The organism is Rhizobium sp. BR 315, from assembly GCF_050577975.1.
GTDB classification, from domain to species: domain Bacteria; phylum Pseudomonadota; class Alphaproteobacteria; order Rhizobiales; family Rhizobiaceae; genus Rhizobium; species Rhizobium miluonense.
The window spans coordinates 36500-59973 of record NZ_JARWKZ010000037.1; the positions used below are offsets into that span (position 1 = coordinate 36500).

The following is a 23474-nucleotide window of genomic DNA, read 5'->3' on the forward strand; positions in this document are numbered from 1 at the left end:
ATTGGTACAGCAGCGCAGTGCAACGTGGACACGGATTCCCGGCCGGCCCGGCGGGATAAGGCCGGGGTTTTATGAGCTTTTTTCGTTGGTCATTGTTGGGATCGCGGCAGGCGTCCGTAACGCGCTTCGGCCGTCGTTCCGTCTACGCCGCGGGAGCGCGCAGTTGATCACTGCCTATTGCTCAGATTCCAAGCAGCTTGAGCTTCCCGATCTCTCGGCCGCGGCCCGATTGCCCGACAACGCCGTCTGGATCGACATGGTCGAGCCGTCCCGCGAGGAAGAAGCCAACATTGAGCGCCTGCTTGGGCTCGAAGTGCCGACGCGCGAAGACATGAAGGATATCGAGCCGTCGAGCCGCCTCTATATCGAGAACGGCTCGGTTTTCCTGACCGGCTCGTTGCTGTGGAAGGCCGATACCAATCTGCCGATGCTGACCGATGTCGCCTTCATCCTGACGGGAGATCGGCTGGTCACCATTCGCTACGCACGGCCGAAATCCTTCGCGTTGTTCATTGCAGCGCTGCAGCGAATTCCGCAGGAGCGGCGCACGGGCGTGGCGCTCCTTGCCAAGCTGCTCGAAACGATCGTCGACCGTACTGCCGAGGTTCTTGAACAGGCCGCCGCCAGCATCGATATATTGTCGGTGCATGTCTTCGGCGATCGCTTGAAGAAGATCCGCCGTCCGTCGAATTATCTGGAAGAAAAGCTCAAGGACATTGCTGGCTATCACCGTACGATCAGCAAGGTACGTGACAGCCTGAGTTCCCTGTCCCGGCTGCTGACCTTCCTTTCTACCATCCCCGCAATGCAGCAGGACACCGAGGCCAGGGAGCTCTGCCGCAATGTGTCGCGGGATGTTCAGTCTCTGTCGGAGCATGCCTCTTTCGTCGCAGGCAACATCACTTTCCTGCTGGATGCATCGCTCGGGCTGATCAATATCGAGCAGAACGCCATCATCAAGATCTTCTCGATCGCTTCCGTGGTGTTTCTGCCGCCGACGCTCGTGGCGTCCGTTTATGGCATGAATTTCGAGCGTATGCCCGAACTGCATTTCGCTTACGGCTACCCGGCTTCGTTGACGCTGATGGTCGTATCCGCCGTCGTCCCGTTTTTCTTTTTTCGCTGGAAAGGCTGGCTCTGAGAGTCTAGTGATCCTGAATGTCTAACGAAACCAATCATTCTCCCGACGGGACAATGAACGCTCGTAAGCTTGCCTACCTAGCCCTCGGTTCGATCGGTGTGGTGTATGGCGATATCGGTACGAGCCCCCTCTATGCCTTTCGCGAAGCGCTGAAACCGGTGGCTGCCGACGGGCTGACCCGCGGCGAAGTCATCAGCGTCATCTCGCTGATGTTCTGGACGCTGACGATCATCGTCACCATCAAGTATGTCCTTTTTCTGCTCCGCGCAGACAACGACGGCGAAGGCGGCACGTTGTCGCTGCTGGCCCTGTTGATGAAGACGGCGAATGGCCATACTGCCATTCTGATGCTGTTAGGCCTGCTGGGCGCGGCACTTTTCCTTGGCGACGCCATGATCACGCCGGCGCTTTCGGTTCTTTCGGCAGTCGAAGGTCTGAAACTCGTCACACCGCAACTGTCGGACTATATCGTGCCTATATCGGTCGCGATCATGGCGCTGCTTTTCGCGATCCAGTCGCACGGCACCGGCGCGGTCGCCCGCTTCTTCGGCCCGATCACCGCCCTCTGGTTCATCGTCATGGGCGTTGCGGGCATCATGCACATTTCCGATGACTACAGCATTCTGGCAGCGCTCAATCCCTGGTATGCGGTCAGCTTTCTCTTGCGTGAAGGTTTTCTGGGCGTCGTCGTGCTTGGTGCGGTGTTCCTGACCGTGACGGGTGCGGAAGCGCTCTATGCCGACCTCGGCCATTTCGGTCGCCGCCCGATCCAGTGGGCGTGGTTCGTGCTGGTGTTCCCGTCGCTGACCCTAAACTATTTCGGCCAAGGCGCCCTGGTGCTGCGCCAGCCCGAAGCCATGTCCGATCCGTTCTTCCTGATGTATCCGCATTGGGCGATCCTGCCGGTGGTCATTCTCGCCACGCTCGCGACGATCATCGCCAGCCAGGCCGTCATCACGGGTGCCTTCTCGCTCACGCGCCAAGCCATCCATCTCGGCTTCCTGCCGCGCATGGAAATCCTGTTTACCTCCGAAACCAACACCGGCCAGATCTTCCTGCCGTCGGTCAACACCGTGCTGTTCTTCGGCGTCATCTTCCTGGTGCTAAGTTTCAAGACCTCGGATGCCCTGGCGACGGCCTATGGTATTTCGGTCACCGGCGCGATGGTTGTCACCTCGATCATGGCCTTCGAATTCGTCCGTGTTCGCTGGAACTGGTCGCTGCCGATGGCGGCCGCCGTGCTAACGCCGCTGGTATTGCTGGAATTCGTCTTCCTCGGCGCCAACCTGCTGAAGATCCACGACGGCGGCTACGTTCCGGTGACGATCGCAACGGCCTTCACCGTCATCATGTGGACCTGGCGCCGCGGCACCAGGATCCTGATGGAAAAGACGCGTCACACCGATATTCCGCTGTCGTCCTTCGTCAGCTCGATCGAGCGCAAGAGTGATCATTCTCCCGCGCATGTGCCGGGCACCGCGATCTTCCTGACCAGCGATCCGGAATCGGCACCCGCCGCGCTGCTGCACAATCTGAAGCACAACCACGTTCTGCACGACAAGAACGTCATCCTGACGATCCGCACCACCAACAAGCCGCGTGTCGTCCAGGAGGATCGCTATTCGGTCGAGAAGGTTTCCGAACGCTTCTCACGCGTCGAACTGCGCTTTGGCTTCATGGAATCGCAGAACGTCTCGCAGGCATTGGCGACCCTTCGCAAGACTGGCCTGAAGTTCGACATTATGTCGACCTCCTTCTATCTGGGCCGCCGCAAGCTGGTGCCGGATGCGAAGTCTGGCATGCCGCATTGGCAAGACCGGCTCTACATCGCACTCGCCAATGCCGCGACGGATCCCTCCGACTACTTCCGCCTGCCGGCCAACCGCGTGGTGGAACTGGGCTCGCACGTCATCATCTGAGGCGGGTGCTATCGTTGTTTGTTGGAAGGCTCGGCGGATATCCGCCGAGCCTTTCCTCTGTTTAGGCCTGCCACGTTCGTGACACGTCTTCACCCGAATTAACCATCCATCAAGGTTAATGGGAGATTATTCCGGCTCCTGGTTTCGAGTGCCGTTTGGAGTTCGGTGTTGTCTCGTTCGCGTCATGTCAGTCGAAAATTGCGGTTTCTGCCGCAAAACTGGACGTCTCCAGCCGTTTTCGGGCTTTGCGCATGGCTGATCTTTCCATCGCCCGCGGCCTATGGAGATCTTGCCGGTCTGCTTGCGGGCATAGACAGGCAAGGGGCCAACTGGCGCATGGTGATGACCAATTCGCCGGCCGGTTCCACCCACCAGGCGGAACTCGCCTTCGGTGATGCAAGTGCGGCCGCAGCCATCGGCGATGGCGGCCTGCTGTTGCCGGATGGAAGCCGCGTCGCTTTCCAGTCCGAACGGAAGGGCAGCGATCCCAGGCCGGATGAGGAGCGCATCAACCGTCAGGCAACGAAGGGCCGGGTGGTTGCCGTCGCGCCGATGCTGCCGCCGAAGGATTTTTCCGCCGGTTCCGTACTGCAGCGTAACAGCATGCTGCTTCGTCCCGAATCCGAGACCGGCGAGCGTACCGCTTTCCTGAAGCCGAAGTTGGGCGGCAAGGAGATCCAGATTGCCACTGCCTTCTACAAGAAGCAGCCGCCGAAGCCGGACGGCAGCGTACCGGCCTACCTGGCTAACCTCGTTACCAATCAGAATGCCGATATTCTTGCGGCCGCCTATGCGCCGCCGACGCCGGACTACGCCCGGACCTCTCCCTTTGATTCCATCCTTGCCAAGGATCAGGACGGTGAAGGTCGTTTCGTGCCGCAGATCGGGCCGAAGGATCATTCCTGGGCCGCCAATGTCCTGCCACCCTCGGTGTTCTCCTCGGATGAGCAGCAATGTCTCGCGACAGGCATTTATTTCGAGGCGCGCGGGGAATCGGTGAAGGGGCAGGCAGCCGTTGCCCAGGTTATTCTCAATCGCGTCCGCAACCCGGCCTATCCCAAGACCATTTGCGGTGTCGTCTATCAGAATGAGGATTGGCACAATGCCTGCCAGTTTTCCTTTGCCTGCGACAACGTCAAGGAGCGGGTCAACTCGCCGGAGCACTGGCGTATCGCACGCCAGGTCGCCATGGCGGTTACCGCCGGCAAGATCTGGTTGCCCGAAGTCGGCTCAGCCACAAATTATCATGCTGTCTATGTCAGGCCGAATTGGGCGGCCGAAATGGTGAAGGTCGGCCGCATAGGCATGCACATCTTCTATAGGACCTATGGCGGCGGCTGGAGCTGAACCGTCCGGGCTTGCAGATTTCGACCTTTCGAACGCCCCGGTGGCTGACAAAAAAGCCGCAGCAACGCGTGGGCTGAAGAGGATTCTTCGGCTCAGTTTTCGCCTCTGATGGTTCTTTCAATTTAACGTCATGATTTAATTGGGCTAATTTATGGCTGGACAGATGCCGTCTACGCCTTGACTATGCTTTTTGCTAAAACTATGTTGCGCGCGACTTCAAAACGGGCCGAAAGGTGGCGAAACCTGCTGTTCGTTTGCGCGTTGACCGGGGATTGGGATAGCGCGCGACGGAAAGAGAGGACATCACCATGACGGATGACCGCGACAAAAGTCTGGAACAGCGGCGTGCGCAGCTGGATGCCGAATTGGCAAGCAAGCGCGCTGCGATGAGAGAGGATGAAGACGGGGAGGTTCGCGCCGAGGAAAGCCGTAAAGGCTATGCTCAGGCGATGAAGCTTTCCAGTGAATTCATAGCCGCTATCATCGTAGGTGCTGTTCTGGGCTACGTCTTCGATCGTTTTGTCGGTACGGCGCCGTGGGGCATGATTATCTTGCTGCTGCTCGGATTCTGTGCCGGTGTACTGAATGTGCTGCGTTCCGCAGGCAAGGTGGCGACACCGGCGCTCGAGGAACGTCGCTCGGACAAGAAATGAGCGGAAACAACGCTGCGGCGCTGTTTCCAAGTGAGAGGCATCCGCTCGCTCGAGCGGAAAAATGAAAGAGAACAAGCGGTGGCAAACGGACCTACCCATCAGTTCCTGATCTTCAAGATTATCCCGATCGATATCGGCGGAATTGATTTTTCGTTCACCAATGCCTCCCTGTTCATGGTCGCCTCTGCAGTGATCTCGGCCGGCTTCCTCTATTATGCCTGCGCACCGCGCAGCGTTATCCCGAGCCGCTCGCAGTCGGTTGCGGAAATGGCCTATGAGTTCATCGCCTCGATGCTGAAAGAAGGGGCGGGAACGAAGGGAATGAAGTTCTTCCCGTTGGTCTTCTCGCTCTTCATGTTCGTGCTGACGGCAAACCTGCTCGGCATGGTTCCCTATTTCTATACCGTCACCAGCCAGATCATCGTCACCTTCGCACTGGCGCTGCTGGTTATCCTGACGGTCATTCTCTACGGCTTCATCAAGCACGGCTTTGGCTTCCTCAAGTTGTTCGTGCCGCATGGTGTTCCGGGCATTCTTCTGCCGCTGGTGGTGGTGATTGAAATCATCTCCTTCCTGTCCCGGCCGATTTCGCTCTCCGTTCGTCTTTTCGCCAACATGCTGGCTGGTCATATCACGCTGAAGGTGTTCGCAGGCTTTGTCGCCTCGCTTGGAGCCCTCGGCGCGCTCGGCATCGGTGGCGCAATTCTTCCCCTCATCATGACCGTCGCCCTAACCGGTCTCGAGTTCCTTGTCGCCTTTCTCCAGGCCTACGTCTTCGCGGTACTGACTTGCATGTACCTCAACGACGCAGTTCACCCGGGTGGCCACTAAGGATAAAGACATTGGCGTCTAAGGGCGTCAGTCATTCACCGCACAACCATTTCAAAGGAGTTCAACATGGACGCGGAAGCAGCAAAGTTCATCGGCGCAGGTTTGGCTTGCTTTGGTATGGCCGGCACGGCTCTTGGCCTCGGCAATATCTTCGGCAGCTACCTGTCCGGCGCACTGCGCAATCCGTCTGCCGCTGACAGCCAGTTCGGCCGTCTGGTATTCGGCTTCGCCGTTACGGAAGCTCTGGGCATCTTCTCGCTGCTCATCGCTCTCCTCCTGCTCTTCGCCGTCTGATATCAGCGGCGTCATAGATCACGGTTCGCGGGTAGCGAGCCGTGATTCTTTGTATTTGCAGACCACCTGGAGGTGAGCATGTTTGTGACCCCGGCATATGCTGACGAAGCACCGCCGGCCGCCGGTGCGGTGCACACGGCAACGGGTGCGCCGAATGAAGGCCATCACGCCGGCGTTTTCCCGCCGTTCGACCATACGACGTATCCGTCACAGCTGCTTTGGCTGGTGATCACCTTCGTTATCTTCTACGTGGCCATGCAGAAGATCGTCATTCCGCGCGTTGGCAATATTCTGGAGAGCCGGCATGACCGTATCGCCCAGGATATCCAGGAAGCCTCTCATTTGAAGGCTGAGGCCGATGCAGCCGTGGCGACCTACGAAAGCGAATTGGCCGCTGCACGCGCCAAGGCAAATTCAATCGGCGCGACCGCTCGCGATGCTGCCAAGGTAAAGGCTGAGGAAGATCGTAAGACCATCGAAGCAAGCCTTTCCGAAAAGCTCAAGGCCGCTGAAGCTCGCATCGCCGAGATCAAGGCGAAGGCATTTGGCGATGTCGGCGCGATTGCGGAAGAAACGGCTTCGGCCGTTGTCGAGCAGCTCGTTGGCAATGTCGCTGGCAAGGCAGATGTCGCATCGGCCGTTGCTGCAGCATCCGCGAAGCAGGAGGGTTGATCCATGACATTCGGTCTTGACGAAACTTTCTTCGCTTTTGTTGCTCTCATCATCTTCCTTGGCCTGATCGTCTATCTCAAGGTTCCGGGCATGATGGCAAAGTCGCTGGACGACCGCGCCGACCAGATCCGCAACGAACTGGCGGAAGCCAAGCGCCTGCGCGAAGAGGCCCAGCACCTGTTGGCCGAATACCAACGCAAGCGCAAGGAAGCGGAGGCAGAGGCAGCGAATATCGTTGCTGCCGCAGAGCGCGAAGCTGAGATGCTGACGACTGAAGCCCGCAAGAAGACAGAGGAATTCGTCGCCAACCGCACGGCTCTGTCAGAGCAGAAGATCAAGCAGGCTGAAGCCGATGCGATGAAGGCGGTTCGTTCCGCAGCCGTCGATCTGGCGATCGCAGCTGCTGAGACCGTGCTTGCGAAGAAGGCTGATGGAAGCGTTCAATCCGGTCTCTTCAACGACGCAGTCAATGAAGTGAAGACCCGCCTGAACTAAGCGTGTGAGAGATCATGCTTCGAAAGCCCCGCCTCGGCGGGGTTTTTTGTTTTCGCATGCTGCCTTTTGGCGTTTGACGAAGGGGCTTCGCACGCGTAGATCCCGTCATGGGGTTGGGGGCGGTAGATGCAGGCATCGAACGATCTGGGACCATTTCGCGAGGGCGACAGCGTCCTGCGGCCGGTTCGCCCATGGACAGCGAGCATTCACGCTTTGCTGGCCGCCCTGCGGCGGCATGGATTTGCTGCGGCGCCTCTGCCTCAGGGATTTGATGAGGTCTGGGAGAGGGTAGCCTATCTGCCCGGGACGACCGGCGACCTCGACGACAATGAAGAAATGCGCTCCGAACGGGCTCTGCGATCTGCAGCATCGCTCCTTCGGCGTTACCACGATTGCTCCAGGCTGCCTCTGCGCGACCTCGCGGTCGATGGCCTATGGCAATTGCCGGCCCGCGCGCCGGCGGAGGTCATCTGCCACGGGGATTTCGCACCCTACAATGTCGTTTTGAACGATGGCGAGGTGACCGGCATCATCGATTTCGAGACGGCTCATCCTGGCCCGCGATGCTGGGATCTGGCCTATGCCGTCTATCGCTGGGCGCCGTTGTCCTCGGAGAGCCGCGTGGAGGGTCTGAGCAGGCTGGATGATCAGATCCGGCGCGCCCGCATCCTTCTCGATGCCTATGGCTTGCCCGTCGCCGAACGCAGCCTCATGCCGGACACCATCATCGCGCGATTGGAAGCACTGCTGACCTTCATGGAGCAAGAGGCGGCCCGCGGTGTCGAGAGATATCGCCGTGACTTGCAGGACGGGCACGATAACATTTACCGTCTCGACATTGCCTATGTGTCGAAATGGTCGCCGGAGATCATTGCGGGGCTCTGCGAATGAGGCGCTGCCTCAGGCGCTGTCCTTCTTCAGAGGGCGAAAGCTCATGCGATGCAGGGAGCAGGGGCCATGCTGGGCGATGCCGGCGCGATGCCGGGCAGTACCATAGCCGGCATGCGCTGCGAAACCATAATCGGGAAACACAATGCCCGCGCGCGTCATCATCCGGTCGCGCGTCACCTTGGCGACGATCGAAGCGGCGGCGATCGAGAAGGAGCGTGCGTCACCCTTGACCACGGCCTTTCCGGGGCAGGCGAGACCAGCGGGCACATCGAGGCCATCGGTCAGCACATAGCTTGCCGGCATCGCCAGGCTGCAAATCGCACGGCGCATCGCATCGAGGCTTGCTTTGCGGATGTCGGTCCTATCGATGCTGGTGGCGCTTGAGGAGGCGATGGACACCGTCGCCGTTGCGAGAATTTCGGTAAACAGCGCTTCTCGCTTGGCGGCGGTCAGCTGCTTCGAATCGTTTAATCCCTGCGGAATACGGTCGGGATCGAGGATAACCGCCGCTGCCACGACAGGCCCCGCGAGCGGCCCGCGGCCAGCCTCGTCGGCACCGGCAACCGGCCAATGGCCGGCGCGTCGGGCGATCAGCTCCAGCTCGAAGGTCGGAACGATCGGCCCCTCGTCAAAGAGCATGGGAGAATCGGGTGATGTGCGGCGTGGCATGCGGCGAAGCTCGCACACCACCCGATCTCCTGCAAGCCCCCGGTGGATCAGAGCGGCGAACCAGGGGGCTTTTCCGGCGGGTACAGGGAAAACCCGCGAGGAAGGTCAGAGCATGTCGCGCAAAAGCGTGCAGCGGTTTTGCGATGACGACATGCGAGAAATCAAAGACCTAAAGCGCAAGAAGCGAATCTGAAAAATCGCGATGCGCTTTAGAGCAGCGACAGCTGGACGCCGCTGCCGTCGGGCGGCACGAACATGTCGTCGCGCAATGCAATGTTGCGCCTCACAAGCTCGAGCCGCCGCGTCGCCATTTCGAAGCGTCGGCTGATCTGCCAGGCATAGGGTCCGGCACCCTTCATGCGTTTGCCGAATTCGGCATCGTAATCCTTGCCGCCGCGCATCGAGCGGATCAGCGACATGACGTGGCGATAGCGGTCCGGATAGTGCTGCAGCAGCCAGTCGCGAAACAGCGGGCTTACCTCCAGCGGCAGCCGCAGGATCACATAGCTTGCCTCCTGCGCGCCGGCGGCCTTGCCGGCATCGAGGATACGTTCGATCTCATGGTCGTTGAGAGCAGGAATGATCGGCGCCACCATGATCGAGGTTCGGATGCCCGCCTCGTTCAGGGCCTGGATCGCCTCCAGCCGCCGCGGCGGCGTCGCAGCACGCGGTTCCATGGCGCGCGCCAGCTTGCGGTCGAGCGTCGTCACCGACAATCCCACCCGCACCAGGTTCTTGGCAGCCATCTCCTTCAGGATGTCGATATCGCGCATGACCAGCGCCGATTTGGTGACGATGGCAACCGGATGGTTCGCCCTGTTCAGCACCTCGAGAATCTGGCGCATGATCCGCCATTCCTTCTCGATCGGCTGATAGGGGTCCGTATTGGTGCCGATGGCGATGACGCGCGGCTTGTAGCCGGGCTTTGCCAACTCGCGTTCCAACAGCTTCGCCGCATCCGGCTTGGCAAATAGCTTCGATTCGAAATCGAGCCCCGCAGACAGGCCCATATAGGCATGCGTCGGCCGCGCGAAGCAGTAGATGCAGCCATGCTCGCAGCCGCGATAAGGGTTGATGGATCGGTCGAAAGGAATATCGGGCGATTCGTTGCGCGTGATTGCGGTGCGCGGCTTTTCCACCTGCACCTCGGTCTTGAACGGCGGGAGCTCCTCCCAGTTTTGCCAGCCGTCGTCGATGGCTTCGCGCTGCTGCGGTTCGAACCGGCCGCTCGGATTCAATCCGGCGCCGCGCCCGCGTCGGCGTTCGGCCTCGACCCTGAGGCCGGCATCGGCGATCAAGGCGTTGGCAACGTCTGCCGTATTGGCAGGCGCAAATGCGGCCTGCCCTGCAAGGGACTGCTCGTTCATCGGTAGCTCCAGGGCGATTCATGCCATTGCATGCCGCGTCTAAGATGATTAAATTCCTATCCGACAAACGAGAACATTGCAAGAACAAAATCTCGAACCAAGCGGCTGCGGCGCAACATCCTCCGAGATTTAAGGTGGCCGTGGAGGCGCTTCATATCCGTCCATAAGCCCTCGCTCAAACAGTCGGGGTGACGGCTTATACGCTGGCAATAAATTGTGCGTCGCTCTATAAATGGGCAATGTTGACGGTAATCATCGAATGCCAGGATCACGAACCCGAGCTGGCGCAGACATTGGCGGCATTGGTGGCAGGCGCGGTCGAGGGGCTGGTCAGCGATGTGGTCGTGCTCGATCACGGCAGCAGCGACGGCACGTCGCAGGTCGCGGATGCAGCGGGATGTCGCTTCCATTCGCAATGGGATATCGAGGACATATTGCGTTCGGCGCGTGGCGAATGGCTGCTGCTGGTCGAGCCGGGCGCGCGGCCGCAGGCGGGCTGGATCGATGAGATCGCCGAATATGTCTCTCTGAACAAGGTCCCGGCGCGATTCACCGCTTCACGAGGCTATCGCCGGCCCCTCCTGCAGAGAATCGGCCGCAGCACTCCGCCGCTGGAACTCGGCCTGTTGCTTTCCAAACATCAGGCTATCTCCGTCGCCAGAAGCGGCATGCGGCTGGCGGAGTTCGCCAAGGGACAGAAGGGACGGCGGCTTTCAAGCGAGCTCATTCCCTCCTGGGTGGCGCGCGCGGCACGGTAAGGCGCCTTGCCCGATCCGAGATTTCATTTGAAAAGTTACAAATAGCTGCGATAATTCTTCTGTGGCGGCACCTTTCGCGTGTCGCGTCAGGCAACCGACCATGAAATGCCGATATGCGGCGGAATAGGTCAGCAAAACACTCCTTGTCTGCCGGGATACCGGCGAAAGGAGGTGCGTCATGAAACGCACGATGCTCACACGCCTCGCGGCAATGGTCCTTGTAGCAACAGCAATCCTTTACCCCGGCGTAGCCGCTTCCCAGGCGATACTCGCTTGCGCCAAGCGTGTCGATATCGTTGTCTTCCTCAGAGACCACCTCTCGGAACGGCTTTCGGCCGTCGGTAAGCTCGATCCCAACACGATCGTTGAAATCTATGCTGCCGATAGTGGCAACTGGACGCTGATGCTCAGCGACGCTTCCGGCCGTAGCTGCATCATCCTCAGCGGCGAGGGCTGGGAATCAATTCCTGTTTTGCCGGGGGAGAAGGCATAGCGTCCTGGTAAGCATTGCGAACCAGCGAGGCCTACTTGGGGCCGGCGCCGCGCCTCAGATGCTCGTCAAGGCGCGGCATGATCTCAACAAAATTGCAGGGCATGTGGCGATAGTCGAGCTGCGCCTTGAGGATGCCGTCCCAGGCATCCTTGCAAGCGCCGGGGGAGCCCGGCAGCACGAAGATGAAGGTGGCGTTGGCGACGCCGCCGGTTGCCCGCGACTGGATCGTCGCCGTGCCGATCTTGTCGTAGGAGATGCGATGAAAAACCTCGGAAAAGCCGTCCATGCGTTTTTCGAACAGAGGCTCCAGCGCCTCGGGCGTGACATCGCGGCCGGTAAAGCCCGTCCCGCCGGTGGTGATTACGACGTCGATGGCATCGTCCTTCGTCCAGGCTTCCACCTGCGCGCGGATGCGCTCCTTGTCGTCGGAAACGATGGCGCGGGCGGCAAGCCTGTGGCCGGCGTCCGCGATGCGCGCAACCAGCGTGTCGCCGGATTTGTCGTCGGCCAGCGTGCGCGTATCGGAAACGGTCAGCACGGCGATGCCGACGGGAATGAAGGATCTTTCACTGACTGAACCTGCCATCATACGTCTCCCGCAATCGTCTCCGTCACCTGGAAATACCAGTCCGGCTTCAGTCCGTGAAGCGAAGCGGCCGCTTCCTTTGCCTGTTCGACGTCAACGAAGATGCCGAAGCATGTCGCGCCGGAGCCCGACATGCGCGTCACGATCGGAGACTGGCTTTCGATCAGGCCGGAAAGCACCGAAATCTCGCCGCAGATCGAGCGCGCCGGTGGTTCGAGGTCGTTGCGCAGGTTTCGGATCGTGTCGATCCATTCGCCGTATCCCTGCGGCATCTGCGATGGAAACAGCAATGGTGGATTGTCCTTGCGGACCAGCTGACGGAAGACCTCCGGCGTGGAGACGCCGACGAGCGGATTGCCGAGAACAATGGCAAAAGAGGGAAATGCCGGCAGCAACTCGATCGCCTCGCCGATTCCGCGCGCTATCAACGGCTGGCTGGCAAGGCACATCGGCACATCGGCGCCAAGTTTCAAGGCGATGGCGTTGATCTTCTCTTCCGGCAAGACGAAGCGCCAGAGCCGCATCAGCCCGCGCAACGTCGCGGCCGCATCCGCCGAGCCGCCGCCGATGCCCGAGGCGATCGGCAGGTTCTTTTCCAGATGGATATGGGCAGCGGGCGCATCGAAGCCGGACGCGTGAGCTGCCTGTCGCAGAAGATCGCGCGCTTTGAGCACGAGATTGTCGCCAGCCTCGGCGTCGGCGGAAAGAAGCGGGCCGAAGCGTCCGGATAGACTGAATTCATCATGCTCGTCTGCGCGAAAGCCAAGGCGGTCGCCGTGACGGGTAAAGCTCACCAGCATGTCGAGCAAATGATAGCCGTCGGCGCGGCGACCGGTGACATGCAGCGCAAGATTGATCTTTGCGGGCGCCTCCTCCGTGAGGTCGAATTCGCCCGTTGCCAAGATCGCGTTCATGAGAAGTTTTAGGACTTCTTGTCGACCGGAGCCGGCGCTTTCGAATCAGGCGCGGGAGCCGGCACCGGATCGGGCTGCTTGCTCTTGTCGACGGTCTTCGGGTCGGTGTCGAGCGCAGGCAGGCCCTTCTCGATCTTTTCCTTGATCTTCGGGATCTCGGCTTCTTCCGGCTTCGAGGCCAAGGCCCGGTTCCACTGGTAAACGGCTTCCAGCTTGCGGTTGACGCGCCAGTAGGCATCGCCGAGGTGGTCGTTGATCGTGGGGTCGCCGGCCTTGAGCTGCGCTGCTCGCTCCAGCTCGTTCACCGCGTCGTCGAAGCGGTTGAGACGGAAATAGGCCCAGCCGAGCGAATCGACGATGTAGCCGTCATCCGGCTTCAGATCGACGGCCTTGCGGATCATGTCGAGACCCTGGTCGAGGTTCATGTTCATGTCGACCCAGGAATAGCCGAGATAGTTCAGCACCTGCGGCTGATCCGGGTTCAGCTCGAGGGCCTTCTTGAAGTTTGGCTCGGCCTCGGGCCACTTCTTCAGCCGCTCGTAGGCGATGCCGCGCTGGAAGAACACGGCCCAGTCGCTGCGCCTCGGCGCGGGGCCGATGATCTGCACGGCCTTGTCGTAGTTCTCGGCCATGGCCTGGAAGTCCTTGGCATCGGAAAGGACGCTGCCATAGGCGAGATAGCTGCGGACATCGTTGGGATCGGAATCGATCAGCGCCTTCAGATGCTTGCGCGCATCGTCGACCTTGCCGGATTGGGCGAGCGCAAGGCCGAGCTGAAGCTCGGAGATGCGGGCCATCGGCGAATTGTCCGGCACTTTCTTGTAGAAGGCGATGGCGCGATCGGTCTGTTCCTGCTTTTCGGCCAGCCCGCCGAGCAGAACCAGCGTATCGGCAGCCTTCGGGTCCAGCGAATTGGCAATCTGCAGGTAGAGCGAGACGACATCTTCGGCGCCGTCGCGGTTCAGCGCCGCGCCGATGCTAAAGAGCACTGCGGCTGCCCCTTCGCTGGCGTTGGTCACCTGCTGGTCGGGCGTATCGCCCTTGCTGATGCTCGCACGGAGCGCATTGAGCGGCGCATAATTGCTGACGAGATTGTCGCCGACCGAAATCGCGTCGAGGGCCTTCTGCTTGTCGCCGGCCTTGGCTTCAAGGCGTGCGAGCGCCATGACGGCGCGCATGAAGGTGTCCGGAGCGGTGGCGCCGCCGGTCTTATCGAGGACCGCGTCGTTCAGGTGCGAGCGCGCCGATTTATTATCGCCGATCGTCAGGGCGATGGCGGCGGCATGATAGTTCTTGAAGATGTTGAACCAGTCAGGGCCCTTCATCTTGTCGACCATCGAGATCGCTTCCTTGCCGCGGCCGGCGCCGGCGCGGGCCCAGGCCGAAAGCAGGTTGGTCATCATCCGGTCGAGATCGTTCGGACCGTTATATTTCAGGATGTCCTGCGCTGCCCGGTATTCGTGGCGGCGAATGGCGTCCATGCCGCGCACGATCGTGGTGACGCGCTCGACGGAGGGATCGCTTTTCAGCTCGTTGGCGTATTTGACGCCCTCCTCGAGATTGCCGTTCAAAAGCAGCGAGATCATCAGCCGCTGACGAATTTCCGGATTGCCCGGGTCGATCATCAGCGCCTTCTTGTAGAGCGCGATGGCAGTATCGTAGTCGTGATCGACATCGGCCGTGCGGGCAGCCAGGAAAGCCCCTGCGAAAGTATCGACACTATCCGGATCGAAGGCAACCGGGGCGCTGACCTCCGGCTTTGCCGGCTTGTCCTCAGCCCGCGCGACACTCAGGGCGGACACCGAAAGGACCGCCGCCAAGGCTACGCCCGAGAGGAAACGGATGGCAAGTCTTTGCCGCATTAGAAAGCCTTTCATCGAGGGACGGCCAGCGAAGTCGCCGGCGGCATAACGCATTCGTGTCAACTGATTCACAACAGGATGGCTTTTTTGAAGCGGCCCTGCAACAAATTCGGGCGCCGCTATCAATTAACGCGTTCGATGCAGAAATCGATCACTTCCAGAAGTGCCGATTTCCAGGGCGTTTCCGGCAATGGTGCCAAGGCGTCGCGGGCGATGGTGCCGTAGTGGACGGCACGGGCTATCGTGTCGGCCAGCGCGCCGTATTTCGTGATCAGCCCGAGGGCCTTTTCGAGATTCTCGTCGCTGTTGTTGCCGGATTCGATGGCGTCGCGCCAGAAGGCGCGCTCCTTCTCGGTGCCGCGGCGATAGGCGAGGATCACCGGAAGCGTGATCTTGCCTTCGCGGAAATCGTCGCCGACATTCTTGCCAAGATCGGCAGCCTTGCCGCCGTAATCGAGCGCATCGTCGACGAGCTGGAAGGCGAGGCCGAGATTGGTGCCGTAGGATTTCAGCGCATTGCGCTCGGCTTTGCCGGCATTGGCGACGATCGGGCCGACCTCGGCCGCGGCGGCAAAAAGCGCTGCGGTCTTGGCGCGAATGACCGAGAGATAATCGTCCTCAGTCGTTTCCATGTTCTTGGAAACCGAGAGCTGAAGCACCTCGCCCTCGGCGATGACGCAGGCGGCCGACGACAATACGTCGAGCGCTTCGAGCGAGCCGACTTCCACCATCATGCGGAAGGCCTGGCCGAGCAGGAAGTCGCCGACCAGAACGCTTGCCTGGTTGCCCCAGATCATGCGGGCGGTGGACCTGCCGCGACGCAGATCGCTTTCATCGACCACATCGTCATGTAGCAGCGTAGCCGTGTGCAGGAATTCGACAGATGTCGCGAGTTTGATATGATTGTCGCCCTGATAGCCGTAAAGTGCGGCGGAAGCGATAGTCAGCATCGGCCGCAGGCGCTTGCCGCCGGAGGAGATGAGATGCTCCGCAACCTCGGGGATCATCTGCACATCGGAGCCGGCCTTCGACAGGATGAGCTGATTGACGCGTTCCATGTCCGCCTTGGTCAGATCCACCAATGGCTTGATGGATGCCAGTTTATTCTTGCTTTCTTCCAGCGGTATCACGACGCCCAACGATCCGGACTCCTGTTCATTTTCTGCAAAGCACAATAAGAAGGGGCGAAACAAGCGGCAAGAGGCGAAATGTCTCGTCGCATAAATTTGACAGGAATTCTAAGGCTTATGCACGAGCTGATCCGCACCAACGACCCGGTCATCCTCTCATTTGCGGAGAGTCTGATGAAGGATGCTGGGATTCACTGCTTCGTTGCGGATCAGGCCATGAGCATCCTTGAGGGCTCGCTCGGCATGCTGCCGCGCCGTTTTCTGGTGGAAGAAGCGCGCGCTGATCAGGCGCGGCGTATCCTCATCGATGCCGGTCTCGGCGACGAGTTGCGCCCGGCGAAGACTTGAGATCCGCCATGGTCGTCAGCCCCTCCGAAACGATAGATGCCTTCCATCGCGGCGCCTTCCATGTCGTCCAGCCGAAGGGCAGGGGGCATCGTTCGGGCATGGATGCCATGCTGCTCGCAGCGCTCGTGGCGGACGAGCGCACGATCAGGGTCGCCGATCTCGGCGCGGGAGCAGGGGCGGCTGGAATGGCAGTAGCGTCCAGGCTCGCTCGTGCGGAGGTCGTACTTTTCGAACGTTCGCCCGATATGGCTGAGTTCGCCCGCAAAAGTCTTTTGCTGTCGGAAAATGCCCGTTTCGCCGAGCGTGTCTCAGTTATCGAGGCCGACGTGACGCTGACCGGCAAGGATCGCAACGAGGCGGGCCTGGTCGACGACAGCTTCCATCACGTCATCATGAACCCGCCTTTCAACGACGCCAGCGACCGGCTGACGCCCGATGCGCTGAAGGCCGAGGCGCATGCCATGACCGAGGGGCTGTTCGAGCGCTGGATACGCACGGCGGGCGCCATCATGATCCCCGGCGGCCAGCTTTCGCTGATTGCACGACCGGAATCGATCGGCGAGATCATCGCCGCCTGCGGCCGACGCTTCGGCGGTATCGAGATTACATCGATCCATCCGCGCGAAGGCGAAAATGCGGTGCGCATTCTGGTGACGGCGATCAAGGGGTCGAGGGCGAGATTGGTGCTGCGCGCGCCGTTGACGATGCACGGCGAAGGAACGCATAAATTCACCGATTTCGTCGATGACATGAACAATGGCCGCGCCCCATATCCGCGCCGATAGCGTCCTGCCCACATAAATCCAGACGTGAAATGCGATCCGCAATGTTGCGTTTGCCGTTTCCATGCATACATCACGGAGCAGCAAATATCATGATTCAGGGATGACGAATGGTTGGGTTCTTGAGACGTATGCTTCCGAAGCGCTTCCGCAAGGAACGAGTGATCGTACCCGTCGTTCGTCTGAGCGGCGTCATCTCGTCCGGCGGCGGCCCGCTGCGACAATCGCTGAATCTGGCGGGCGTATCCCAGGCGCTTGAAAAGGCCTTCGAGATAAAGGCCGCGCCAGCCGTTGCCATCGTCGTCAACTCGCCGGGGGGCTCTCCGGTGCAGTCCCGGATGATCTACAATCGCATTCGCGATCTTGCCGCCGAGAAAAAGAAGAAGGTTCTGGTCTTCGTCGAGGATGTCGCTGCATCCGGCGGCTATATGATTGCACTGGCAGGCGATGAGATCATTGCCGACGCCACCTCCATTGTCGGTTCGATCGGCGTCGTCTCCGGCGGCTTCGGTTTTCCGGAACTGTTGAAGAAGATTGGCGTCGAGCGCCGCGTCTATACCGCTGGCGAGAACAAGGTGATTCTCGATCCGTTCAAGCCGGAGAAAGAGAAGGACATTGAATATCTGAAGAGCCTGCAGCTCGAGATCCACAAGGTCTTCATCGACATGGTGCGCGAACGTCGGGCGGGAAAGCTGACATCGGACGAAACCGTGTTCTCCGGTCTGTTCTGGACGGGCGGACGCGGGCTGGAGCTCGGCCTAATCGATGGCCTCGGCGATATGCGTCAGGAATTGAGGAAGCGTTTCGGCGACAAGGTCAAGCTTACGCTGGTCACCACCCCTCGCAGCCTTTTCGGCCGCAAGGCTCCGGGCATTTCGCTTGGCGGCATGGACGGTCTCGGCGCCGGTCTTGCGTCCGGGCTTGCGGAAGCGGCAGAGGAAAAGGCATTGTGGGGAAGGTACGGATTGTAATCGGGAGCGCTGGGTAATGCCCCAGATCATCTTCTTCATCATCGCCGTCGGCGGCATCTGGTTCTTGTATCGGCGCTTCGTGCGCGATGCCCAAAAGCTCGCCGAAAAATCCCGCCGCGCCGAAACGGAACGCCGCACCGGTGCCATGGGAACGCTGGTTAAGGATCCGAAGACCGGCGAGTATCATGTGAAGCGCGACGACGAGTGAGCATTTGCAGCCGCCGCGGGGCGGACAACGGCTAGGCGACAGTTTGCGCGCCGAAGTCTTGACCCTTTCGTCCCGCCGTGGCACCTGTCCGCCAAACAACTCGCTAGCAGAAGAAATCAGCTCTCATGACTGCCAACGTGCCCGACCATATGAACCCGAAGCGCTCCTTTCAGGCGCTGATTCTGACGCTGCACAATTACTGGGCCGACAAGGGTTGCGCGGTTCTGCAGCCCTACGACATGGAAGTCGGCGCCGGCACGTTCCATCCCGCGACCACGCTGCGTGCGCTGGGTCCGAAGCCTTGGCGAGCCGCCTATGTCCAGCCGTCCCGCCGCCCATCCGATGGCCGCTATGGCGAGAACCCGAACCGCCTGCAGCACTATTATCAGTATCAGGTCATCCTGAAGCCCAATCCGCCGAACCTGCAGGAGCTTTATCTTGGTTCGCTGAAGGCGATCGGTCTCGATCCGCTTCTGCACGATATCCGCTTCGTCGAGGACGACTGGGAAAGCCCGACGCTCGGCGCATGGGGCCTCGGCTGGGAATGCTGGTGCGACGGCATGGAAGTCTCGCAGTTCACCTATTTCCAGCAGGTCTGCGGCATCGAATGCGCGCCGGTCGCCGGCGAGCTGACCTATGGTCTGGAGCGTCTGGCGACTTACGTTCAGGGTGTCGACAGCGTCTACGATCTGAACTTCAACGGCCTCGAAGGCGAAGACAAGATCACCTACGGCGATGTCTTCCTGCAGGCCGAGCAGGAATATTCCAGGCATAATTTCGAATATGCCAATACCGAGATGCTGCATCGCCATTTCATCGATGCCGAGAAGGAATGCCTGGCCTTGCTGGCAGCCGGCGCCCCCGGCGACAGCGATAACCGGCGCCTGCACAAGTGCGTCTTCCCGGCCTACGACCAGTGCATCAAGGCGAGCCACGTCTTCAACCTGCTCGACGCCCGCGGCGTCATTTCGGTGACGGAACGCCAGAGCTACATCCTGCGCGTGCGCACGCTGGCCAAGGCCTGCGGCGAGGCCTTCTTGCTGACGGATGCCGGCGGCATCAACTGGAACCAGCAGGCCGCCTGAGTCTGAAATGCGGCCGAAGAGGGCGGCGTGTTCGCGCTCCCTAAAGCCATGATGATGTCTGGCAATTCCGGCACGGCTTTCCCCGGGATTGGGCTAAGCTGGCCTGATCTTGCTTCTGTTGTCGCTAAAGCCGGGTGACATTGCCGGCAAATCTGCCTAGTGTCCCCATGGTTGCAGTCGCCATGGGGATTCGAGATGTTTATTCTTCTAGCGATTATAGTGCTGGCCGCGCTCTATGTCGTCTTCATCTATAACGGGCTCGTTCGCGCACGCCAGGTCGCGGAAGAAGCGTGGTCCGGTATCGACGTGCAGCTGAAGCGTCGCGCCGATCTCATTCCCAATCTGGTAGAGACCGTCAAAGGCTATGCCGGCCATGAGAACAAGACGCTGGTCGAGGTCACACAGGCGCGGGCTGCCGCCCAGGCTGTGCCCGCTGGCGACGTTGCCGGTCGCGCCGCCGCCGAGGGCATTCTCAGCCAGGCGCTCGGTCGTCTGATGGTCGTGTCCGAAGCCTATCCGGACCTGAAGGCCAACACGGGCTTCGTCGAGCTGCAGCAATCGCTGGAGACGACCGAAAACGAGATCCAGATGTCGCGCCGTTACTACAACGGTGCCGCACGCGATCTGAACGTCAAGGTCGAGACCTTCCCCAACAATCTCATCGCCGGCCCCTTCGGCTTCGTCAAGAAAGCCTATTTCGAGATCACCAACGAAGCGGATCGCGCCGTTCCCGCGGTAAAGTTCTGAGATTTCCGCTATCGGTTTTTCATGCAAGGCGGTAAAGGATGCCGACCGCCGGCCATCGGCCGTTTTCCTGACTGACCAAAGAGAATGATGATGGGTAGAGCCAAACTCACGATTATCCCGCCGGGCAAGCCTTTGACCGGGCGCGCCATGCCGCCGGGATCGAAGTCGATCACCAACCGCGCGCTCCTGCTGGCAGGCCTCGCCAAGGGCACGAGCCGCCTGACCGGCGCGCTGAAGAGCGACGATACCCGCTATATGGCCGAAGCGCTGCGCGCCATGGGCGTTGTCATCGACGAACCCGACGACACGACCTTCATCGTGACCGGCAGCGGCAAGCTGAAGGCGCCTGCGGCTCCTCTCTTTCTCGGCAATGCCGGAACGGCGACACGCTTCCTGACGGCGGCTGCAGCACTGGTAGACGGCAAAGTCATCGTCGATGGCGATGAGCACATGCGCAAGCGGCCGATCGGCCCGCTCGTTGACGCGCTGCGCTCGCTCGGCATCGATGCTTCGGCTGAAACCGGCTGCCCGCCTGTGACCGTTAACGGCACCGGCCGTTTCGAGGCAAGCCGCGTGCAGATCGATGGCGGCCTCTCCAGCCAGTATGTTTCGGCGCTGCTGATGATGGCTGCCGGCGGCGACCGCGCTGTCGATGTCGAGCTGCTCGGCGAGCATATCGGCGCCCTGGGTTACATCGATCTGACGGTTGCGGCAATGCGTGCTTTCGGCGCCAAGGTCGAGCGCGTGAGCCCAGTCGCCTGGCGCGTCGAGCCCACCGGCTATCATGCCGCTGATTTCCTGATCGAGCCGGATGCCTCTGCCGCGACCTATCTCTGGGCTGCTGAAGTGCTGAGCGGCGGCAAGATCGATCTTGGCACCCCGGCCGAACAGTTCTCGCAGCCGGATGCGAAAGCTTATGATCTGATTTCGAAGTTCCCGCATCTTCCGGCCGTCATCGACGGCTCGCAGATGCAGGATGCCATCCCGACGCTTGCCGTCCTTGCCGCTTTCAACGAAACGCCGGTACGCTTCGTCGGCATCGAGAACCTGCGCGTCAAGGAATGCGATCGTATCCGCGCACTGTCGAGCGGCCTGTCGCGCATTGTTCCGAACCTCGGCACGGAAGAGGGCGATGATCTGATCGTCGCTTCCGATCCGAGCTTGGCCGGCAAGATCCTGCCGGCCGAGATCGATAGCTTCGCCGACCATCGCATCGCCATGAGCTTTGCCCTTGCCGGCCTGAAGATCGGCGGCATCACCATTCTCGATCCCGATTGCGTTGCCAAGACCTTCCCGGCCTATTGGGATGTGCTGGCGTCGCTCGGCGTCGCCTACGAAGACTGACGTTCTGCCATCCCAAAGAGGGGCGGGGCGCGGAAGCATCTTGACGTGAAGCGGCGCCCGCAACGGCGCCGCGTATCTCTTGGGGGAGTGATGACACGGCTTTGCGGGTTCTTCCTGGCCTTGTGCCTGCTGCTTTGCGCAACGGCGGTAACTGCGGCCGAGATCATCACCAATTTCGATCAGGCGATCGCCCTGCACCGCGACGGTTCCATGCGGGTGGTCGAGACGATCTCCGTGAATGCCGAAGGACGTGATATCCGTCGCGGCATCTTCCGCGATTTCCCGCTGACAATGACCGATGCCAACGGCCGTCAGATCCTGGTGGATTTCAAGGTCGTCTCCGTCGAACGCGACGGCCAGCCGGAGGATTGGCGCACCGAGCGCATCAGCGGCGGCGAGCGCATCTATATCGGCAACGCCGATCGTGTCCTGAACCCAGGCCCGCATACGTTCCGCATTACCTATGACACCAATCGTCAGATGCGCTATTTCGACGATCATGACGAGCTTTACTGGAACGTGACAGGCAATGGCTGGCTGTTCCCGATCATGAATGCCAAGGCTTTGGTCACATTGCCCGATGGCGTGCAGCCGCAACAACTTGCCTTTTTTACCGGCCCACTCGGCGCGCAAGGTAAGAATGCTAACGCCAGCACTCAGCGTAATACGGCCACCTTCGTCACAACCCGCCCGCTTGATCGTGCCGAAGGCCTGACGATCGCCATCAAGCTTGCCAAGGGAGCGATCGCGCCGCCGAGCGGCAGCCAGCAATGGAGCTGGTTTCTCCGGGATCATCTCGACACGAGCATTGCCATCGGCGGGTTGATCGTATTGTTCGTCTATTACCTGCGAAGCTGGATTGCGGTCGGCCGTGATCCTTCGCCCGGCGTCATGGTTCCGCGCTGGGATCCGCCCGAAGGCATTTCCCCGGCGCTGGTCAACTATATCGACAATAAAGGCTTCGCCAGCTCGAGCTGGACGGCGTTTTCGGCAACGGCAATCGATCTTGCCGTGCGCGGCTATGTCATTCTCGATGACCTGAAGGGAAAGGTGGTCATCCGCCCCACGGGCAAGGCGGGTAGCGATCTGGGCGGCGGTGACAAGGTGCTGATGCAGGCCGTTGGTCCATTCTCGCCGCTTGTCATCGACAGGGAAAACGGCGAGGCGGTGCAGCAACTCGGCTCGAAGTTCCGCAGCGCCATCGAGCGCGATCATCGCGGCGAATATTACAAGGCCAATTCAATTTATGTCATCGCCGGCATCGCGCTATCGGTTCTCATCCTGGCCTCCATCGTCATATTCGGCCGCCTGCACGAGAATGCGTTGCCGCTCATCTTCGTACCTGGATTTCTGTCGATATTCGTCACGATTTTCGCGAGTTCGATTGGCCGCAGGTTCCGCAGGCACAGCGCCAGCCTCGCACAGCGCATTTTTTCCGTGCTGGTCTTTGCCTTCTTCGGCTTCGTTTTTGTCTCGATTGCCGTTAGCGGCTTTGCCGCGGCCGTCATGCCGCTATGGGAAGCGGGCTTGTTGCCGCTGGTGGCCGGCATCGTCGGCATTTTCGCGCTCAACGTCGTCTTCTATTTCCTGATGGGTGCGCCGACGCCGCTCGGGCGCAAGATGATGGATGGCATCGCCGGCCTCAGGCAATATCTGACGCTCGCCGAACGCGACCGTATGAACATGCAGGGCGCTCCGCAGATGTCGCCGCAGCATTTCGAAAAGCTGCTGCCCTATGCGGTCGCGCTCGGCGTCGAAAAGCCCTGGTCGAGCGCCTTCGAGACATGGCTCGCGACGGCTGCCGGTGCGACTGCGGCCGCTGCCTATGCGCCGATCTGGTATTCGGGCGATTTCCGCCCGGGCAGCATCGGCGGAACGATCGGTGATTTCTCTTCCTCAATGGCCTCCACCATCGCCTCGACGATTCCCGCGCCCGTCTCGAGTTCCTCCTCGGCCTTCTCAGGTGG

The 23474-nt window shown here is 60.5% G+C and carries 25 protein-coding genes; 19 read left to right on the forward strand and 6 right to left on the reverse strand.

Going from position 1 to position 23474, the window contains the following annotated elements; genetic code table 11:
• Positions 1 to 163: 163 nt before the first annotated feature.
• The 9 genes from QD409_RS25990 (at position 164) to QD409_RS26030 (ending at position 8243) form a co-directional block, all read left to right on the forward strand.
• On the forward strand, positions 164 to 1141 hold the full coding sequence (locus QD409_RS25990) for a magnesium transporter CorA family protein (protein WP_092846954.1): 978 nt from the start codon (positions 164 to 166) through the stop codon (positions 1139 to 1141).
• A gap of 53 nt (positions 1142 to 1194) precedes the next feature.
• The gene (locus QD409_RS25995) at positions 1195 to 3060 is read left to right on the forward strand and encodes a potassium transporter Kup (RefSeq protein ID WP_092846956.1); all 1866 of its coding nucleotides are present in this window, start codon (positions 1195 to 1197) and stop codon (positions 3058 to 3060) included.
• Between the two features lie 168 nt (positions 3061 to 3228).
• Positions 3229 to 4407, forward strand: a complete 1179-nt coding sequence (locus QD409_RS26000; RefSeq protein WP_430764038.1) for a cell wall hydrolase — start codon at positions 3229 to 3231, stop codon at positions 4405 to 4407.
• A gap of 308 nt (positions 4408 to 4715) precedes the next feature.
• On the forward strand, positions 4716 to 5060 hold the full coding sequence (locus tag QD409_RS26005; RefSeq protein ID WP_092846960.1) for an AtpZ/AtpI family protein: 345 nt from the start codon (positions 4716 to 4718) through the stop codon (positions 5058 to 5060).
• Positions 5061 to 5138: 78 nt separating this feature from the next.
• Positions 5139 to 5891 carry a F0F1 ATP synthase subunit A gene (locus QD409_RS26010; RefSeq protein WP_092847143.1) on the forward strand — a complete coding sequence of 251 codons (753 nt, stop codon included), beginning with the start codon at positions 5139 to 5141 and terminating at the stop codon, positions 5889 to 5891.
• Between the two features lie 66 nt (positions 5892 to 5957).
• On the forward strand, positions 5958 to 6185 hold the full coding sequence (locus QD409_RS26015) for a F0F1 ATP synthase subunit C (RefSeq protein ID WP_004109844.1): 228 nt from the start codon (positions 5958 to 5960) through the stop codon (positions 6183 to 6185).
• A gap of 78 nt (positions 6186 to 6263) precedes the next feature.
• Entirely contained in the window at positions 6264 to 6857 is a 594-nt protein-coding gene (locus QD409_RS26020; RefSeq protein WP_092846962.1) for a F0F1 ATP synthase subunit B, read from the forward strand.
• A 3-nt stretch (positions 6858 to 6860) separates the two neighbouring features.
• Positions 6861 to 7352, forward strand: a complete 492-nt coding sequence (locus QD409_RS26025; protein WP_092846964.1) for a F0F1 ATP synthase subunit B — start codon at positions 6861 to 6863, stop codon at positions 7350 to 7352.
• Positions 7353 to 7478: 126 nt separating this feature from the next.
• Positions 7479 to 8243 carry a phosphotransferase enzyme family protein gene (locus tag QD409_RS26030; RefSeq protein WP_430764039.1) on the forward strand — a complete coding sequence of 255 codons (765 nt, stop codon included), beginning with the start codon at positions 7479 to 7481 and terminating at the stop codon, positions 8241 to 8243.
• A 9-nt stretch (positions 8244 to 8252) separates the two neighbouring features.
• On the opposite strand, the gene QD409_RS26035 is transcribed toward QD409_RS26030, so the two are convergent.
• Together QD409_RS26035 and QD409_RS26040 are read right to left on the reverse strand one after the other, a co-directional pair.
• On the reverse strand, positions 8253 to 8912 hold the full coding sequence (locus QD409_RS26035) for a ribonuclease HII (protein WP_092847145.1): 660 nt from the start codon (positions 8910 to 8912) through the stop codon (positions 8253 to 8255).
• Between the two features lie 209 nt (positions 8913 to 9121).
• A complete protein-coding gene (locus QD409_RS26040) occupies positions 9122 to 10279 on the reverse strand; it encodes a PA0069 family radical SAM protein (protein WP_092846968.1) in 1158 nt (385 codons plus the stop codon).
• A gap of 239 nt (positions 10280 to 10518) precedes the next feature.
• On the opposite strand from QD409_RS26040, the gene QD409_RS26045 reads away from it, so the two are divergent.
• Both QD409_RS26045 and QD409_RS26050 read left to right on the forward strand, forming a co-directional pair.
• The gene (locus QD409_RS26045; protein ID WP_092846970.1) at positions 10519 to 11037 is read left to right on the forward strand and encodes a glycosyl transferase; all 519 of its coding nucleotides are present in this window, start codon (positions 10519 to 10521) and stop codon (positions 11035 to 11037) included.
• A gap of 178 nt (positions 11038 to 11215) precedes the next feature.
• Complete coding sequence (locus QD409_RS26050; RefSeq protein WP_092846972.1) at positions 11216 to 11530, forward strand: hypothetical protein; 315 nt, start codon at positions 11216 to 11218, stop codon at positions 11528 to 11530.
• A 31-nt stretch (positions 11531 to 11561) separates the two neighbouring features.
• Here the strand turns inward: QD409_RS26050 and moaB are convergent, their stop codons facing one another.
• The 4 genes from moaB to QD409_RS26070 form a co-directional block, all read right to left on the reverse strand.
• Positions 11562 to 12116, reverse strand: coding sequence for a molybdenum cofactor biosynthesis protein B (moaB, locus tag QD409_RS26055; RefSeq protein WP_092846974.1), 555 nt, complete (start codon positions 12114 to 12116; stop codon positions 11562 to 11564).
• Positions 12116 to 13030, reverse strand: coding sequence for a 4-(cytidine 5'-diphospho)-2-C-methyl-D-erythritol kinase (locus QD409_RS26060; RefSeq protein WP_092846976.1), 915 nt, complete (start codon positions 13028 to 13030; stop codon positions 12116 to 12118). The genes moaB and QD409_RS26060 overlap by 1 nt, the downstream gene beginning before the upstream one ends.
• An 8-nt stretch (positions 13031 to 13038) precedes the next feature.
• Entirely contained in the window at positions 13039 to 14892 is a 1854-nt protein-coding gene (locus tag QD409_RS26065; RefSeq protein ID WP_092847150.1) for a tetratricopeptide repeat protein, read from the reverse strand.
• 122 nt (positions 14893 to 15014) lie between these two features.
• The gene (locus QD409_RS26070; protein WP_092846978.1) at positions 15015 to 16031 is read right to left on the reverse strand and encodes a polyprenyl synthetase family protein; all 1017 of its coding nucleotides are present in this window, start codon (positions 16029 to 16031) and stop codon (positions 15015 to 15017) included.
• A 108-nt stretch (positions 16032 to 16139) separates the two neighbouring features.
• Between QD409_RS26070 and QD409_RS26075 the strand changes: the two genes are divergently transcribed.
• The 8 genes from QD409_RS26075 to QD409_RS26110 all read left to right on the forward strand — a co-directional run.
• Positions 16140 to 16370, forward strand: coding sequence for a DUF2007 domain-containing protein (locus tag QD409_RS26075; protein WP_092846980.1), 231 nt, complete (start codon positions 16140 to 16142; stop codon positions 16368 to 16370).
• A gap of 8 nt (positions 16371 to 16378) precedes the next feature.
• Positions 16379 to 17155 (forward strand): tRNA1(Val) (adenine(37)-N6)-methyltransferase, encoded by a 777-nt coding sequence (locus tag QD409_RS26080; protein ID WP_092846982.1) that lies wholly within the window; start codon positions 16379 to 16381, stop codon positions 17153 to 17155.
• Positions 17156 to 17262: 107 nt separating this feature from the next.
• Positions 17263 to 18123: a S49 family peptidase gene (locus QD409_RS26085; RefSeq protein ID WP_092846984.1), complete on the forward strand. Its 861-nt coding sequence runs from the start codon at positions 17263 to 17265 to the stop codon at positions 18121 to 18123.
• A gap of 16 nt (positions 18124 to 18139) precedes the next feature.
• Positions 18140 to 18331: a hypothetical protein gene (locus tag QD409_RS26090; RefSeq protein WP_092846986.1), complete on the forward strand. Its 192-nt coding sequence runs from the start codon at positions 18140 to 18142 to the stop codon at positions 18329 to 18331.
• Positions 18332 to 18456: 125 nt separating this feature from the next.
• The gene (locus QD409_RS26095; protein WP_092846988.1) at positions 18457 to 19416 is read left to right on the forward strand and encodes a glycine--tRNA ligase subunit alpha; all 960 of its coding nucleotides are present in this window, start codon (positions 18457 to 18459) and stop codon (positions 19414 to 19416) included.
• A gap of 195 nt (positions 19417 to 19611) precedes the next feature.
• On the forward strand, positions 19612 to 20163 hold the full coding sequence (locus QD409_RS26100; protein ID WP_092846990.1) for a LemA family protein: 552 nt from the start codon (positions 19612 to 19614) through the stop codon (positions 20161 to 20163).
• An 87-nt stretch (positions 20164 to 20250) separates the two neighbouring features.
• Positions 20251 to 21507: a 3-phosphoshikimate 1-carboxyvinyltransferase gene (locus QD409_RS26105; RefSeq protein WP_208858641.1), complete on the forward strand. Its 1257-nt coding sequence runs from the start codon at positions 20251 to 20253 to the stop codon at positions 21505 to 21507.
• A gap of 87 nt (positions 21508 to 21594) precedes the next feature.
• A partial coding sequence (locus QD409_RS26110; protein ID WP_430764042.1) for a DUF2207 domain-containing protein occupies positions 21595 to 23474 on the forward strand: 1880 nt, incomplete at its 3' end.